The sequence below is a fragment of the Marinimicrobium hydrolyticum genome (assembly GCF_030848505.1).
Lineage (GTDB): Bacteria > Pseudomonadota > Gammaproteobacteria > Pseudomonadales > Cellvibrionaceae > JAVDDU01.
The window spans coordinates 186,093-202,561 of the sequence record NZ_JAVDDU010000002.1; the positions used below are offsets into that span (position 1 = coordinate 186,093).

General features: G+C 54.5%; 11 protein-coding genes and 1 other RNA gene. 11 read left to right on the forward strand and 1 reads right to left on the reverse strand.

Going from position 1 to position 16,469, the window contains the following annotated elements; translation table 11 throughout:
- Positions 1–25: 25 nt before the first annotated feature.
- The 8 genes from urtE (at position 26) to RBH33_RS04160 (ending at position 7,395) form a co-directional block, all read left to right on the forward strand.
- On the forward strand, positions 26–721 hold the full coding sequence (urtE, locus tag RBH33_RS04125; RefSeq protein ID WP_306730866.1) for an urea ABC transporter ATP-binding subunit UrtE: 696 nt from the start codon (positions 26–28) through the stop codon (positions 719–721).
- 176 nt (positions 722–897) lie between these two features.
- Positions 898–2,247 carry a magnesium transporter gene (mgtE, locus tag RBH33_RS04130; RefSeq protein WP_306730867.1) on the forward strand — a complete coding sequence of 450 codons (1,350 nt, stop codon included), beginning with the start codon at positions 898–900 and terminating at the stop codon, positions 2,245–2,247.
- 121 nt (positions 2,248–2,368) lie between these two features.
- Positions 2,369–2,725, forward strand: a transfer-messenger RNA (tmRNA) gene (gene ssrA, locus RBH33_RS04135).
- Positions 2,726–3,173: 448 nt separating this feature from the next.
- Positions 3,174–3,779, forward strand: a complete 606-nt coding sequence (locus RBH33_RS04140; protein WP_306730868.1) for a type IV toxin-antitoxin system AbiEi family antitoxin domain-containing protein — start codon at positions 3,174–3,176, stop codon at positions 3,777–3,779.
- A gap of 25 nt (positions 3,780–3,804) precedes the next feature.
- Positions 3,805–4,704, forward strand: a complete 900-nt coding sequence (locus RBH33_RS04145; protein WP_306730869.1) for a nucleotidyl transferase AbiEii/AbiGii toxin family protein — start codon at positions 3,805–3,807, stop codon at positions 4,702–4,704.
- 51 nt (positions 4,705–4,755) lie between these two features.
- A complete protein-coding gene (locus RBH33_RS04150; protein WP_306730870.1) occupies positions 4,756–5,181 on the forward strand; it encodes a hypothetical protein in 426 nt (141 codons plus the stop codon).
- Between the two features lie 122 nt (positions 5,182–5,303).
- Positions 5,304–6,890 carry a methyl-accepting chemotaxis protein gene (locus tag RBH33_RS04155; protein ID WP_306730871.1) on the forward strand — a complete coding sequence of 529 codons (1,587 nt, stop codon included), beginning with the start codon at positions 5,304–5,306 and terminating at the stop codon, positions 6,888–6,890.
- A 106-nt stretch (positions 6,891–6,996) separates the two neighbouring features.
- Positions 6,997–7,395: a hypothetical protein gene (locus tag RBH33_RS04160; protein WP_306730872.1), complete on the forward strand. Its 399-nt coding sequence runs from the start codon at positions 6,997–6,999 to the stop codon at positions 7,393–7,395.
- 179 nt (positions 7,396–7,574) lie between these two features.
- On the opposite strand, the gene RBH33_RS04165 is transcribed toward RBH33_RS04160, so the two are convergent.
- Positions 7,575–10,229, reverse strand: a complete 2,655-nt coding sequence (locus RBH33_RS04165; RefSeq protein WP_306730873.1) for a sensor domain-containing protein — start codon at positions 10,227–10,229, stop codon at positions 7,575–7,577.
- Between the two features lie 572 nt (positions 10,230–10,801).
- Here RBH33_RS04165 and RBH33_RS04170 point away from each other — a divergent pair.
- The 3 genes from RBH33_RS04170 (at position 10,802) to RBH33_RS04180 (ending at position 16,406) form a co-directional block, all read left to right on the forward strand.
- Entirely contained in the window at positions 10,802–11,074 is a 273-nt protein-coding gene (locus RBH33_RS04170; protein WP_306730874.1) for a hypothetical protein, read from the forward strand.
- Positions 11,075–11,146: 72 nt separating this feature from the next.
- Entirely contained in the window at positions 11,147–12,361 is a 1,215-nt protein-coding gene (gltS, locus tag RBH33_RS04175) for a sodium/glutamate symporter (protein ID WP_306730875.1), read from the forward strand.
- 925 nt (positions 12,362–13,286) lie between these two features.
- Positions 13,287–16,406, forward strand: coding sequence for a TonB-dependent receptor (locus RBH33_RS04180; protein WP_306730876.1), 3,120 nt, complete (start codon positions 13,287–13,289; stop codon positions 16,404–16,406).
- Positions 16,407–16,469: the final 63 nt, after the last annotated feature.

Here is a 16,469-nt window from a genome sequence, read left to right on the forward strand (position 1 = left end):
ATCGAACGTTGTACTGGAGAGTCCCGTGCTCAAGATTGAAAACGTTAACCAATACTACGGCCAGAGCCACATTTTGTGGGACCTGGACTTTGACCTGAAAAGCGGTACCTGTGGCTGCCTGCTGGGGCGAAACGGTGTGGGTAAAACCACACTGCTCAAATGCATCACCGGTTTGCTGCCGGTGCGCAGCGGCACCATACATCTGGATGGCAAAGATATTACCCGCGCCTCCACAGAAAACCGCGCTCGAGCCGGAATCGGTTACGTGCCTCAGGGCCGGGAGATTTTCCCGCTGCTTACCGTGGAGGAAAATTTACGCATTTCCCTGGGGGCTCGCTCCGATGGCGCGCGGCGCATTCCGGCACACATTTACGAATTGTTTCCCGTGCTCAAAGACATGCACAGCCGCCGTGGTGGCGACCTCTCCGGCGGCCAGCAACAACAGCTGGCCATTGGCCGCGCCCTGGTGTTGGACCCGAAACTGCTGATCCTCGACGAACCCACCGAAGGGATACAACCCAATATTGTGCGCGACATTGGTGAGGTGATTCGCAAACTGAACAACGAGCTGGGGTTAACCGTACTGTTGGTGGAACAGAAGTTACCTTTCGCCCGTAAAGTGGCCGATGATTTCTTTATTATGGAGCGTGGGCGCATGGTGGCCACGGGTGCCATGACGGACCTAAACGATGATCACATCAAGACTTACTTGAGCGTTTAACCCAACCACTTTAGGCTTAGCCATTGCCCCGACTCGGTGCCTTCACAGCAAAAACTTTTTAACGGCACCGGGTCTTCCTTCGCGATTATTCAATAGAATCAATCATTTACGCGCCCCTCCCGCTATGCTACATTGGCAGGCAGTCTAAAATTTTGGCATGCCAAGGTGGGGGAATTATGGAGCAGACTGATAGCGCGCTCATGCGCGATCTCATCCAACACGAAACCTGGAGCGAAGTTGCTACGCATGCCGAGAACATGCATGTGCAGGATATCGCCGCCGCACTGGACGGCTTGGAGCCCGACGTCGTCGCTCGCGCCTTGGAGGAGCTGCCCAAGGAAAGCTGGCCGGACATCGTTTCCTACCTGAGCCTGAACTGCCAGAACCTTCTCCTCCAGCAACTGGACGATGAGAGTGGCCGCCTGATCATGAGCGACCTCTCACCGGATGACCGAACCACCCTTTTGGAAGCCCTGCCCGCCGACCAGGTGGAGCAACTGCTTAAGCTGTTAAGCCCCGGCGAACTCAAACACGCGCTGCAACAGCTCGGCTACCCCGAAGACAGTGCCGGTCGCCTGATGACCACCGGCTTTATCACCCTGCGCGAATACTGGACTCTGGGTACCGCCATAGCGCACTTGCGCCGGCACCGGGACGATCAGGAAACCATCAACACCCTCTACATTACGGATCACAAAGGCCGGCTGCAGGGCACCATCAGTCTGAAACGCCTGGTGCTGGAAGACCCGGATCGCAAAGTGGAGGAGCTAGTCTCCGGCGAGCCCGTGAGCATTTTTGCGTCCGAAGATCGCACCGAAGCTGTACGCCTAATCCAGCACTACGACATCACCGCCCTACCCGTGGTCGACGCCAATGGCGCGCTACTGGGTGTGGTCACGGTGGATGACGTCATGGACGTGGCGGAAGAAGAAAACACCGAAGACTTCCACAAAATCGGTGGTATGGGCGCTGTGGGCCTGAGTCTGCGCGATGCCAGCCCAGCACTGCTGTACCGCAAAAGAATCGGCTGGCTGGTGCTGCTGGTTTTTATGAATTTGTTTGGCGGCGCGAGCATCGCTCACTTCGAAGCGACTATTGAGGCGGTCATAGCGCTGGTGTTCTTCCTGCCGTTGATCGTCGCCTCCGGCGGTAACGCTGGCGCCCAAGCCGCCACCTTGATGGTGCGCGCTCTCGCCACCGGCGACGTTCACGCGCGCGACTGGCTGAAACTCTGGGGCAAGGAGCTGAGCGTATCCCTTGCGTTGGGCCTGACCATGGGCGCCGCCATCTGGGGCATCGGCCTTTGGCGCGGCGGTTACGATGTGGCCCTGGTGGTCTCGCTGTCCACCTTGTTGGTGGTCGTGATCGGCAGCATGATCGGCATGCTGTTGCCGTTTGTGCTCAACCGCTTCAACATGGACCCTGCCACGGCCAGTGCGCCTCTGATCACCACCATTGCCGACATTTGTGGAATCCTGATTTATCTGTCCATCGCCACCGCCATATTGCAAATAGGCGTGATTTAACAACTTGCCACTCCGACTGCACCCGCCTACAATGGCGGTGCAGTGGAACTTTGGGCTCGCCCCAAAGTCCATGTAGAGCCAGGTCCGCACTGGGCCTGAGCACCGGTTACCCCCAGTTTACGGGGGCGATTTGGATTCGACGCCGGTAACAAAACTCAAGGTGCATGTCGTGATGGCAGCGAATCACGTTAATCCAAAGCTGTAACTTTATAGTTGCCAACGACGACAACTACGCTCTAGCAGCTTAAGACCTGCTAGCGGTCAATAGCAAGGTGCCAGTACCGCGTTATTGACTGTCATATAGAACTGGATCGCGGTGAAGCCTGCCTGGGGTGGATCCGTTAAAACTCTATCAGGATCGCGACTTACGTCCTGCCCGTTGGGCTGTAAGTTGCTAAATTAATTAACGGAAACTAAGCATGTAGAGCCGCGAGCGGAGTACTGGCGGACGGGGGTTCAACTCCCCCCGCCTCCACCAAACAACGAAGGCCACCCACACGGGTGGCCTTTTTTGTTTGTGGTGGCAAGTAGAGAGTGTCCCCCGTAGCGGGGTTCAGCCGGAGCTTGCGCAGCAAGCGGAGACAACGCCCGAATGGGCGGCCCGCAGGGCGAGCCTCGAAGAGGCGAGTAGCTCCCCCCGCCTCCACCAATAAACAACCCTCAGATCGCAAGATCTGGGGGTTTTTTATTGGTCGAACGCACCCCGCCTCGGCAAGCGCTCCCTGCGTTGCTGGAGCGCCAGCCCGGCCCCTCCTGCATCCATGCAGTCGTCCACCAAACAACGAAGGCCACCCAAACGGGGGCCTTCGTTGTTTGGAGGCAGTAAAGAGTGTCCCCCGTTAGCCACTCCGCCAGTGCCCCTCGCCCCTTGACGCAACCCCCAACACCAGACATAGTATTACCACTTATTAACAAGTGGCAACTTTATGTCTGACACAGGCAGCCCAAGCCCCGAGGCGGTATTTCGCGCCCACGGCGGGCAGATGCGCATGAGTGAGGCGCTGGCGGCGGGCCTGAACCGCTACCAGCTCTACCGCCTGCGCGATGCTGGGGTGATTGAGCCCATTAGCCGGGGGTTGTACCGCTTGACCGAGCTGCCCCCCATCGACCAGCCGGATTTGGTGGCCGTGGCCAGCCGCTACCCCAAGGCAGTACTGTGCCTGGTTTCGGCACTCGCCTGGCATGGCATTACCACCCAAATTCCCCAACGGGTCCACCTGGCGGTCAGCCGCCGCGACCGCCTGCCCGATCTGGACTACCCGCCGGTACAGGGTTATCGCTTTGCCGAGGCGGCCTTCGAGGCAGGTATTACCACGGTGAGCGTGGATAGCACGCCCCTACGGGTGTACAACCCGGAGAAAACCCTGGCCGACTGTTTCAAGTTTCGGCACAAAATCGGGCAGGACGTGGCCCTGGAGGCCCTTCAACTGTATAAGACCCGCTGCAAGATCAAGCCTGCCGATATACTGCATTACGCAGCAATCTGCCGAGTGGAAAATGTCATGCGTCCCTACCTGGAGGCGGGACTGTAAAGCACCTAAACAGGGAAGTACCACTATGAGCAAAAACAAAACCAATATCGCCGCCTCCATTCGACAGCGCCTGTTAAACCAAGCCCGGCAACAAAAGCGGCCCTTTAACGAGCTGCTGCAATACTACGCCATGGAGCGGTTTCTATACCGCCTGAGCCAATCCATCCACAATGAACGTTTTGTTCTTAAAGGGGCGCTAATGCTGCGTGTGTGGCAAGCCCCCGAGGCGCGGCCCACGATGGATATCGATATGCTGGGCAGAACCGCGAATCAGCCAGACGCTATCGCCGCGCAAATTGCCGAGATCACTCACACCCCGGTGGCGGACGACGGCATGGAGTACGATGCAACCCAACTGCGCACAGAGGTCATCACTGAGGAAGCTGACTACCAAGGCCTACGCATCCGCCTGGAAGCCAAGCTCAGCGGCGCCCGCATCCCACTGCAACTGGACATCGGCTTTGGCGATGCTCTGGTGCCCGACGCCTGCCTCGAGCATTTCCCCACCCTGCTGGATTTCCCCGCCCCCTACTTACTCTGCTATAGCCGCGAAAGCGCCATTGCGGAAAAGTTTGAGGCCATGGTCAAGTTAGGTGGCCTGAACAGCCGCATGAAAGACTTTTACGATATCTGGCTGCTGGCCCGGCGGTTTGACTTCAATGCCGCCATTCTGGGTGAGGCAATTCACCAGACCTTCCTGCACCGGGGCACAGACCGACCTAGCGTCCTACCCTTTGAAGGAAGGTTCGTAGTCGATAAACAGTCACAGTGGAATGCGTTTCACCGGCGTCTGGACTCCCCAGGCGTCCCAGAGAACTTGGCTGAGGTATGCTCTGCATTGGCGGAGTTTCTCGGTGTCTTTTTAGCGCCGGGCACGATAAGTAATTACTACTGGCGCGCCCCGGGCCCATGGAGACATCGGTAGCATGGCGAACTTACCAATCAACGAAGGCCACTCAAATGGGTGGCCTTTTAAATGGCTTCTTCGGCAGCGGTTTGGTGGATTTGGTCTGTCAATATCACCGCAGAAGCGGACACCTGGAATGTGCCCACCTTGAGCTTGGTGAAGCACCTTGCCGCAGGCGAAGATCCCGAACGCATAATCGAGTGGCCGGAAATGCGCTACATGCCTGAGCAGCCAGAGCGACAGCGCCAGTCAACGCACTTATATCTTGCTAACAATCAGGGCGGCGTTTACACCGCCAAAACCGAAACCGTTGCACAGGGCGTGCTGGACCTTGTGCGACCGGGCGACCTTGGGAACCAGGTCGGCCATAGCGTCGTCGACGTTCTCCAGGCTCCCGCGTTGCTGGAACGCCAGCCCCTCCTGAATCCATGCAGTCGTCCACCAAACAACGAAGCCCACCAACACGAGTGGCCTTTTTTTTGTTGCGGTGCCTAGTAGACGTGATCCACCTCCCCTTCCCCCACGTATAAATTACTGTTTTACGCCCTTTTATCCCTTTACGGACTAAATAAACTTATTATTTATTCCTTTTAGTTACCAAAAAGTAGAATTCTCACATGCGCAACAACCAACCTGTCACCCAGCGGGAGGCTCAGTACCCCGACAACTGGCACCTAATCACCACCACCGATCTCAGCAGCCGGATCACCGCCGTAAATCAGGATTTCCTTGAGGTTGCGGGTTACACCGAAGATGAGCTGCTCGGGGAGCCCCACAACATTATTCGGCATCCGGACATGCCGCCAGGTGCTTTTGAAGACCTGTGGAAGTCCGTCAAGGCGGGGCAATCCTGGAAAGGCTTGGTCAAGAACCGCTGTAAAAACGGCGACTACTATTGGGTGGACGCCTTCGTTACCCCGATTCAGCAGAACGGCAAAGTCGTCGAGTATCAATCGGTACGCACCCGCCCCACCCCTGAACAGATTGCCCGCGCGGAGCGTGTCTACAAAACTTGGAAACAAGGCGATCTACCGCGAAAGTATCAGGCTGTGGCTCCGTCCACCCACGCCCGGGCCGTTTGGTGTTGGGCCGCGATCATTATTGTCTTTTCCGTGCTCGGTGGCACCTTAGGGCGTTGGGACTGGGCACTGACCGGCGCCGCTCTGGCGACAGTTCTTTTCGGTCTCTTTTTCCTCGGAACACGCTCGGTGGCTAAACAAATCGAAGCGGTGCGCAATGTCTCCCACCCCGTGACGGCGTACATCTACACCGGGCGAAGAGACGATGCGGCGTGGCTCATGTTTGACCGGCTCAAGAGAGATTCTACCGTTCGCGCCATCTCCGCGCGTATGCACTCCAATGTGGGTGAGCTTGAGGCCCGTAAAGTGCGCACCGTTAATTGGGTGGCCAGCTCTGTGACAACCATTCGCAGCCAGCAGGCGGAAGTACGCAACATCTCCAACGCCTTTGAAGAACTAAGCCAGAGCGTTTCGCGAGTCGCTGAATTAACAACGGTTACCCACGACGCCACTCGCACGGCCAAATCCTCTGCCACGGACAGCAAAAGCAAAATGCAGCACATGGCTTCAGCCATGAGCGACCTCTCCGCTCGTCTTCAGGAGGCGGAAGTCGGGGTTTTGGATCTGTCCTCCAAGAGCGGAGCGATTTCCATGGTGCTGGATGTTATTTCTGATATTGCGGAGCAAACAAACCTCTTGGCTCTCAACGCGGCCATTGAAGCGGCCCGCGCAGGAGACGCCGGCCGTGGCTTCGCGGTAGTGGCGGATGAGGTACGGGCGCTAGCGAGCAGAACACATACCTCGACGGAGGAAATCGCCGCGATTATCCGTACCTTGCAGGACGTGACTCAACAAGTGGTAACCACCATCAAAAACGGTGCCCAAGCCTCAGAAAACACCCTCGGCATTACCGAAGAGGCCCGCCACAGCATCGATCTCACACTGAAGGATATTGATGTTATCGCCCACCACTCTGAAGAAGTAGCGAGTGCTACCGAACAGCAAACTATGCTCAGCCGTAGCGCAAGCATGCAGTCGCAAAACTTGTTGGCGCTGGGCGATCAGTCAGTAGAGAACAGTGAAAGTGCACTTGAGGAGTCGGAGAACCTGGCCGGCACGGTAGATCAGGCCTATCTGCTGGCCAGCCATTTCCTGTCAATGATGAGTGGCGGCCTTCGTCGTTGAAATATCAAGCCACTTAAGCGACCAATTTCGATGAGGATGGTAATTTGTCCTAATCTGCGGCAATCTACACCGATCTTAAGCTACCTCTGGTGGGAGCGCGCAACTTATGGCTAAAATATTTTTATTGGTTTACTTTCTTTTTATTGGCGCCACAGCGGCGGCAAATGACCTTGCGGGAGTCTGGGAACTCGTTTCCGGGGAATACATCGATGGGGAGGGAGAGCTTTTGGATTACGAAGCGCTTGAACTTCAATCGTTGAAAATGATTTCCAACTCTCATTTTAGCTTTACGTCCATGAAGGGCAATGAGTTCTGGGCCTCTGGCACCGGTACTTATGAAATCGTCAACGGCAAGTACATCGAGACTTTGCAATACAACTCATTCGATGAAGCGCCTGGGACCACATTCACCTTTGACACAAAAGTCGAAGACGAATACTGGTATAACTCACGCTGGGAAGGTGACGTTCGGGTAGAGTACGAGGTTTGGCGTAGGCTCGAGTAGGGAGCTCTCTCATCCTAGCTAAGCTTGCGGCCCGGAGGCAGACCTGCGACCAACCGACCGAGCGTTTTTCTCGATTTTATTGATCAAGAACTCAGCGCTTTGGACTAGTGTTGCACAACTACCTCCTCTGCTCCAATGGCTAATCTTTGTAGTAAAACCAGACGGGCTTTTTCTGTTTCTCAGTGGCTTAAAGGCCGCTCCCGAGCGTTGACGCTGGAGCTTGAGAATCCCAACGGACGCGTTACGCGACCTGCTCTCAAAAGTTCTTCAAGCTGATCGGCTTGAACTGGCCTGGAGAAAAGATAGCCCTGACCATAATCGCAACCCATCGAGCGAAGCCACTTATATTGCTCCTCTGTCTCGATGCCTTCGGCAACAATTTTTATTCCGAGCTTGTGCCCCATGGCCGTGATGCTCTCAGCGATCGTGCGGCTGTTTACGTTTTTATCTATATCCTGGACAAAGGATTGGTCGATTTTAAGGTAGTCGACGTCGAATTTTTTGAGATAGGCCATGGAGGAGTAGCCGGTACCAAAATCGTCGATAGCCAGCTCAATACCCACTTCCTGAAGTTCAAGGAGTTTGTCGGAAGTTGTCGGCGTCGCGTTTAAAATTACCCCCTCGGTAATTTCGACTAAGATACTGCTACCGGCTAACTCCAATTCTTTGAGGTGAGCTGTCCAATCCATGCTGTGGCCAAGCTCCTCGAACTGAATCGGCGATTTATTGATACTGATTTGGAAGGTTCGTCCGAGCAACTGGCTCCACCTTTTGGAACAGTTTGCGGCCTCGGTAAAAACCCAGTTACCCAACTCGGTGATTTGCCCACTCTCCTCTGCCAGTGCGATAAATTCGCTCGGGAGCAGCAGGCCTCTGATGGGGTGCTCCCAGCGTACCAGGGCTTCGGCTTTGACGATTTCACCATCAGCCAGACTGATAATCGGTTGGAAATGCAGCCTAAGTTGCTTTTCATTCAGCGCTTCACGAAGATCTTTCTGCAACCGTAACCGCTTCAGTGCGGCGTCTTGAAGTTTACGTGTGAAGAAACTGAACCGGCTTCGGCCTGAATGCTTGGCCACATACATGGCCTGGTCAGCGTTTCTAATCAGATCGTCCGGCTTAGCGCCATCCGTAGGATAAAGCGTGATGCCGATACTAGCCGACACATGGCAGATACTGCCGTGGACGTTGAATGGACGAGCCAATTCATCAAGTATTTTCCGTGCCGTGACTTCGACGTGGGCACTATCCTCCAGATCAGTCAAAATAACCGTGAACTCATCTCCTCCAAGTCGAGCCACCGTATCGGATTCACGAACATTGGCGCGGATGCGCGCTGCCGCTTGACTGAGCAAAGCATCCCCCGCGTCATGGCCGTAAAGATCGTTTACTTCCTTGAAATGATCGAGGTCGACAAAGAAGAGCGCCAAGGATGTCCCGTTACGCAGCGTGTGTTTGACTTCAAGTTCTAAGCGGTCGCGGAACAAGCGCCGGTTTGGCAGTTCGGTTAGGCTGTCATAATTGGCTTCCGCCCAAACCCGGTCACTCGCTGCCTTGCGGTCCGTTATGTCCCGGGTCGTACCGGCAATGGCTTCTATTTGGCCTCGTTCGTCAACAACCGGAACCAAAATGTATTCGAAAAACCATTGCCTACCGGAGGGGGTGGTTAGGGGTACGTCGGCGCGAATCCTTTTTTGGGTTATGGCGACCTCCCGCGTATGCTCGCATACCTTCTCGACTTGTTCGACATCAAAGCCGAGTTCAAGCCCGAATTCATAGAATGTCCTCCCAAGGACCTGATCCAGATCCACTTCAAGCTGTTCCGTTAAAGCGCGGTTGACATACTGAAAGCGACCTTCGAGATCGAGCACATAACTCTGGTCCTCCGCTGCGGACAGCAGAGACTCAAACACTCGGCGCTGTTGCTCTTTTTCATGGACGACCACTTCCTGCTTCTGGAGTGCCTCGCGTTCCGCTTCGAGCGCTTGATTGCGTTCGGTGACATCGCTCATGAATAGGGAGAATCCAATCAGGTTACCGGTATCGTCGCAGACGCTGGAAATAATAGTTTCGACCTGGGCGAGGCCCGAGGGCGTCGGAATAGTCGAACTCGTGGTAATGACCCTCTCACCGTTACGCACTTGATCAAGGTAGTCGGCTAAGGTATCGCTCCAAAACGACAGGTGGTCTACGGTCCGGCCTACCACCTGCTCAGCTTGGAGGCCAAACATTCGTTCGGCACCGTCACTCCAATAGAGTATTTTAGCGGTCGAATCTAAAGATATGATGGACTCATGGACTTGGGAAAGAAGACTTTTGAGACAGTGTTCGGAAATCACCAGCCGTCGATAGTCGTGGCTATCGATCAGCTTGGGGGTAGCGACCTGAACATTGGCCCGGTCGAGCGTAGTACGGAGCTGTGCTCGTCGCCGAACACTGTTCGCTGCTTCAACGATCCGCTTCGGGAGAGAACTATATCCAAACTCTACAACCGACCAAGCGCCGATCATGGGCGCTCGACTTAGCTTGTGCTTCAATTCCCCAAACTGTCTGGAATCCGGCACAAAGACAAAGTGAGTCAACCTCAGTAGGCTGCGTACTCGTCTTGCGAGAGGCAAAACCTTATTGACGCCAGGCCCGAAGACCACCACTGCAACTTCTTCCGCCGCCGCTGAAGCACTTTTTAACTGCTCAACCACATCCACTTCCGTGACGATGGAAACCATTAGCCCCGTAGTGCGCACCTCATGAGCAGTCGGTTCTAACACCTCCATTCCTTGAGCGTTAGAAGCGGCGACAAAGAGAACCTGTTGAGGAGCCTGGGTACGAATCACAATAGGGGCAGTCCTAGCAGTGCACGGCCAAGGCCAATTACTCGTCCGGACTTAGCCAGAGGGTCGATCAGCTTTGGCGGCAGCTTATCCATCGGAACGATCCTCTAAGAGTACCTTTAATACAAGCATGGTTTAAATTACAGGCAGACGAAGCACCGAAAGGTTCCTCTATATGCTTGAGCCCGCGTTTTGATCTTGAGGAAGGAGGCGCCAGAAACAAGACCAAAAACTGCGACATGTATTTTGAGAATATCGCCGCCGTAAATTAGGTTGAAGAAGACGGGCGTTTATAGAGTCAGGGGCTACGAAGAGGATGATACTGATGAACCTCTCTGCCGAGAAACATGGCTACGCGCGATTTAGAAGGCCAACTTGAAAAGAACTAAAATGAAATAGCGTCTTCGCTTCCGCCTCCACTCTGGCGTCCCCAGCACGCCAAGATGCGGTGCTTGACAGCCTATTTCCATTGTTTCAGTATTCTCTGACGTCGCAACTTTGTGTACCAGGAAAGTATGGGGTACACAGGAGTGGCACGCTAAAGGAAAGGCTGGCATCACATGGAGGGGAGTAAAGTGAAGTGGTTTCTTTTGTTTCTGGTCATTACACTAGGGGTCGCCACGGGAAGCCTGGCAAGCTCTTACATTTACCTAAAAGCCCTTGAGCATAATCACGCAAGTAACTTTGAACAAGAGGATGCTGACCTCAAAAAGCTCAAGGAGCAAACGGAGCTTTTGGAGGCAGAGAGCGAGCAGCGCTTGCGAGAGCTGGAAGAGCAGCGCGACGAGCTAAAGAGTCAGCAACTGCGGCAGCAAGAGGCGCTAGAGCTGAATATTATTAGAGTGTGAAAGTACCAGCGCAAGGAAACACAACGCGTTGTCGCCGTTGCGGCATGAGCTCAAGAACTTCAAAGACTCGCTATGCACGACAACCCCACCCTACTGATCAATACCCCCATCACGCTAGCGCTGGCAATTGTTGCATTGTGGCTGGGTTACCGCATCAATCAGCGCATCCGCTTCTTGCATGAATACAACATCCCTCCCGCGGTCTCCGGGGGCTTGCCAATCAGTGCGCTGGTGGCTATCGCTGAGCTGAGCTCCGGCTGGGACATTCGCTTTGACCTGCAACTGAGGGATCTCCTGCTGATCGCCTTCTTTAGCACCATCGGCTTGTCCGCCCGGCTCAGACAAATGCTGGAAGGTGGAAAGATGCTGGCGGTTATGCTCGGTTTGGCGGTGGTGTTTCTGCTATTCCAAAACCTGACAGGTACGTTGCTTTCGTTGATGGCGGGGGAACGACCGCTTTATGGCCTGATCGGCGGAAGTATTTCCCTGGCGGGTGGCCACGGTACGGCGATCACTTGGGGGCAGCTGTTTGAAGAGCACTTCGGTCTGGAGAACGCCACCTCACTGGGAATGACCTTCGCCACTGCTGGGCTGATAACCGGCGGCCTCATAGGCGGGCCAGTGGGAGCTTACCTGATTCGACGCAACCATTTGTCATCGGATCAACATGACCCGGAATTGCCCCATGTAGACGTGGGCAAGAGGATCACTTATATGATTGAGCTCAATAGCTTACTGACCGCTGTGCTGCTTATTGCCTTATGTTTTGCTCTGGGTGCGGCCGTGTATGAATGGGTGTCTGGGTTTGGAATTCGCTTGCCGGCATTCTTGACGGCGATGTTTCTCGGTATTTTGGTTACCAACGCGTTGGAGCTGTTCAAGGTGGAAGTAGATCATCGACCGATCCAGCTAGCTGGCGACTTAAGCTTACAGCTGTTTCTCGGCATGAGCCTAATCAGTTTGCCACTACTGTCACTGCAGGGTGCGCTGGGAATGATCAGCCTGGTAATGCTAATGCAGGCGCTGGTGATTACGGTCTTTACTGTGTGGGTGATTTTCCCCATGCTGGGGCGCAGTTATGACGCGGCCTGTATCAGCGCCGGCTTCATAGGTATGGGCCTGGGCGCAACCCCGGTGGGGATTGCCAACATGAATGCCCTAACCAGCCGCTTCGGGCCCAGCCCCAAGGCTTACCTGGTGATACCTCTGCTGGGTGCCTTCTTTATCGACATAGCGAACGCCACCCTAGTGCAAGTTCTTCTGGGCTTCGGCTTGTTTAGTGGTTGAGTCGATATCCAGGAGCGAAAACCTTGCCTATTCAGGCCCCAGACCCTATCGAGCCGAATGGCCGCAATTCGCCCTAACTTCCCCAGCGAGCTTCACCGTCTCCTGCAACGAACCCAAATTGGTTAAAAAGCGCTCAATTTGGGCTGTATCCCTCTCGCAAGCCGCTAAACGTGTGGTGCACGAGGGAGACTTTCGAAAATATCTGGTGTATATTCGGGTGCGTCTTATCCTTTGGGAGTACGCACTGTACCCAACAGTAGTATTAATAGTAGTATTGCTGAGCCCCGCTAGAGGGTAATGCAGCTACCGCTGGCCAGATGTAGTCAGCCCTTGAAGGGCCTGCTCTACGAGCCAACTAGGGTAACAGTGCGTTCCTGCAAGGCTAGGCTTTAGCGGCTTGAGTTAAGTGGTAATGTCGGCAGGCCCAATCCTGATCGATGTTATTAAAAGATAAATATTGGCGGGCCCAATCCTGACCGATATAGGAGAGCAACCATGGCTACTATTAGATCCTTAATTAGACCCCTCCCACACCTCTGCTATGGGCCGTCTTGCGGCAGCAGTTAGGTGTCCGTACGTCTACCGTACTTTCTTTATTATTCTCTGCGGTTGTAAGGCGTAATTAACGACCGTATGCAGTATTCCCTATTTGGTATGTGCTGATTTCATCGACTTTAGGAAACCGGTTTCATATGCGAAGCGACGTGAACCTCAAAGATAGGTCGATACCGCTGAGCAAAAAACTGTGCGTTAGCCGAGGTTTATTGGCACATGACATGAGGATGGCAATGATCATCCCAAAAGAATTCGCAGTGCTATTGGCAGTGTGATGTTGTCCGTCAGTTCACCACCCAACAGGTGAGCGGTCGGATGGATTTCCATTAACTGGAAACGATTCTAATCATAATGTAAAGGAGAGGGCTACATGTCCAAGACAAGCAACTTTAAGAAAACGCTAATCGCGTCCGCGGTGGCTTCCGCGATGACGGGCTTTAGTGGCGCGACACTTGCGCAAGAGCCGATGCTGGAAGAGGTGGTAGTGACCGGTATCCGGGCGTCCCTCGAACGCTCAATGGATATTCGTCGCGACTCCCGCGGCGTGGTTGATTCCATCATCGCCGAAGATATCGGTAAGATGCCCGACACAAACCTGGCCGAATCGCTACAGCGTATCACCGGTGTAGCGATCAGTCGCGAAGGTGGTGAGGGTAGCCAGGTAACCGTTCGTGGTATGGGACCAGACTTCAACCTGGTTACCTTAAACGGTCGCTCCATTGCCAGCACCACCGGTGGTCGTTCCTTTGACTTCGCCAACATCGCAGCCGAGATGGTCACCGCGGTTAATGTTAGCAAAACCTCCGATGCCCGCTTTTTCAGCGGCGGCATGGGTGCCACCATTGACCTGCAAACTCTGCGCCCGCTAGACAGCCCTGGCATGACTGCCTTGATCAGCGGCAAGGGTATCTATGATAGCTCTTCTCGCGATGCCAGCGTAACGCCTGAAATCGTTGGCCTGTTCTCCAATACCTTTGCTGATGACACCATCGGTGTGGCTGTGGCCCTGAGCTATCAAGAGCGTGACGACGGTAACCGCCGCTCTGAAGTCGGCACCGGCTGGCGCATCTTTGATGCCCGTCAAGACCAAGACTGGTCTGGTGAAGGTGATGCGCAGCCCGTTTGGGGCGGTATCCCGAGAGAAGGGCAAGTTAATCGCCCAGACCCCACCGACCTTGATGAATCACGCACTCACTACGGTGTACCACAAACTATCACTTACGTGTTTACCGAAGAGCAGCGCGAGCGCCTGAACGGCAACCTGGTACTGCAGTGGGCGCCTAACGAGAATATGACGGCCACCTTCGATTACAACCGCTTTGAGCGTACCGTAGCTCGCCAGTCTAACGAAGCCTCTGCCTGGTTTACCTTTGCGCCTTCAGAGAACGTGTTCAACGACGGCACTGTGGCAACACCTGTAATCTATACTGAAACCTACTTCGGCGGTGATGAAGCAGGCACTCTGTGTAGCGATAGCCCGTTCCGCTTCACTGTAGAGCGCAATGGTAACCTGTTCTGCCCAGAAGACTTCTCCATGGCGGCCGGTAATGCAGCCAGCAAATGGGTGACAGACGCCGTTGGCTTCAACTTCGAGTGGCAAGTGAACGACCAGCTGCACATGGAATTCGACCTGGCCCACTCTGAGGCTTCACGTACTCCTGACAGCCCTCTGGGTTCTAACACCGGTCTGTCGACTGCAGCTTTTGTTCGCTCCTCTGCTGCTGGTGACTTTACTACCGATGTACCGACCTTGGCCGTAGGTGGCGGCAACCAGGTACAGCCCAGCGATATGGTGTTGACCGGTTCTTACTTCCAAAACGAAAACGAAGCTCAGGAAATCACCCAGGTCCGCATTGGTGGTAACTTTGAGTTCGATCAAAACCACAACATCGACTTTGGTGTGCAGTTCACCGATGCCGACAACCATCGCCGTTACGCCGAAGTAAGCCGTAATGACTGGGGTGGTGTAGGACACTTCGGTGATCCCGATGCTTTCTTTACCCCTGCCAGCATCCTGGATCAGTTCAGTGGTATGGGCAACTTCAGCGACGCATCTCGCCTGGATAATGGCGGTGTTTTGGCTGACGGCACCAACCTTTCTGAGGATCGTCTGGATCGCTTCTTTATGTGGGACATGGTTGACGGTCGCGCTGACGCCATTGCCAACTTGGGCGTACCCGCAGAAAACCTGACCGCCCCCACCGACTACGACACAGGCGGTGAGAATGTTTCAGGGCTTGACACTGAAGCTCGTGGTGCACAAAACCGTTTCACTAACGAAGAAACCACCTCTTTGTACGGTCAGTACAACTACGAGAATGACGCCGGCTTCCGCGCTCAGTTAGGTTTACGCTGGGAGCAGACGGACGTAACTTCTACTTCACGCCTGACCGCCTACGACGGCGCGGTGTGGACAGCGGACACTGAAATCACTCTGCAGAGCGCTGGTGTTACAAGTTTGACCGAGACCGGTAGCTACAATCACTTCCTGCCTAACCTGAATGTGTCCTACGAGCTTACCGACAACCTGATCGCCCGCGCTGGCTACAGCAAAACCATCGCACGTGGTGGATTTGGTGACATCATGGGTGGTGTTAACGTAGGCAGTGGTGCCAACCAAGGTGGTGGCAGCGGTTCAGCCGGTAACCCAGGTCTATTACCATTTGAGTCTAGAAACCTGGATTTGGGGATTGAGTGGTACTACGGCGACGCCAGCTATGTGTCGCTCAACTACTTCTCGAAGGACGTCACCAACTTTATCTCTACCGTCGTTGAGACAGAGATAGGCTTGTTTGGTCTCACCAACCCAGCTCAAGGTGGCATTGCTCAGGAAGCACGTGAATCCGTTGGCGGTCAAGGCGCTGCAATACGCGGCTATATCTTTGACAACCACGCCGGCGATCCCAATGTGAATGCCGACGCCAGAACTATCTCTGGTGGGCCAGGCAACGATCCGATGCGTTTTGACATCACGCGCCCCACCAATGCCGGTCGGGACCAAGTGGTTGAAGGTGTTGAGTTCAATGTCCAGCACATGTTTGGTGAAACTGGCTTTGGCGCCGTGTTCAACTACACCGTGGCCAACGCCCGCTTCAGCTACGATGACTCCTACTGTGTAGAGGCCAGCGATGACAATGACATGGATATCTGTCGCGTGGCTGATCAGGAAGCCATCACGGGCATTAGTGACACCATGAATATCGTCGGCTTCTATGACAGAGACGGTATCAATGTTCGTCTTGCCTACAACTGGCGTGATTCGTACCTTCAGTCTCGCTTCCGTGAAGGACCTAACCCGGTCTACACCGACGAGTTTGCTACGCTGGATCTCAATGCCTCTTATCAGATCAATGATTACTGGCAGGTCTTCTTCCAGGGCATTAACATTCTTGACGAGCCAAACCGTCAATATGGTCGTGACCCTCAGATGACTCACAACTATGTTGAGCGCGGTGCACGCTGGGCTGCGGGTGCTCGCTTTACTTTCTAAGCGAGCTCCTTAAGCTGGTGTAAACGAAAAGCCACTGGGAAACCAGTGGCTTTTTTCGTACAA

What these genes read in the sequence shown, in the direction of transcription:
- gltS (WP_306730875.1), top strand. Translation starts at nt 11,147, where the DNA reads ATGCACGACAACCCCACCCTACTGATCAATACCCCCATCACGCTAGCG.
- mgtE (WP_306730867.1), top strand. Translation starts at nt 898, where the DNA reads ATGGAGCAGACTGATAGCGCGCTCATGCGCGATCTCATCCAACACGAA.
- RBH33_RS04145 (WP_306730869.1), top strand. Translation starts at nt 3,805, where the DNA reads ATGAGCAAAAACAAAACCAATATCGCCGCCTCCATTCGACAGCGCCTG.
- RBH33_RS04155 (WP_306730871.1), top strand. Translation starts at nt 5,304, where the DNA reads ATGCGCAACAACCAACCTGTCACCCAGCGGGAGGCTCAGTACCCCGAC.
- RBH33_RS04150 (WP_306730870.1), top strand. Translation starts at nt 4,756, where the DNA reads ATGGCTTCTTCGGCAGCGGTTTGGTGGATTTGGTCTGTCAATATCACC.
- RBH33_RS04140 (WP_306730868.1), top strand. Translation starts at nt 3,174, where the DNA reads ATGTCTGACACAGGCAGCCCAAGCCCCGAGGCGGTATTTCGCGCCCAC.
- RBH33_RS04160 (WP_306730872.1), top strand. Translation starts at nt 6,997, where the DNA reads ATGGCTAAAATATTTTTATTGGTTTACTTTCTTTTTATTGGCGCCACA.
- RBH33_RS04180 (WP_306730876.1), top strand. Translation starts at nt 13,287, where the DNA reads ATGTCCAAGACAAGCAACTTTAAGAAAACGCTAATCGCGTCCGCGGTG.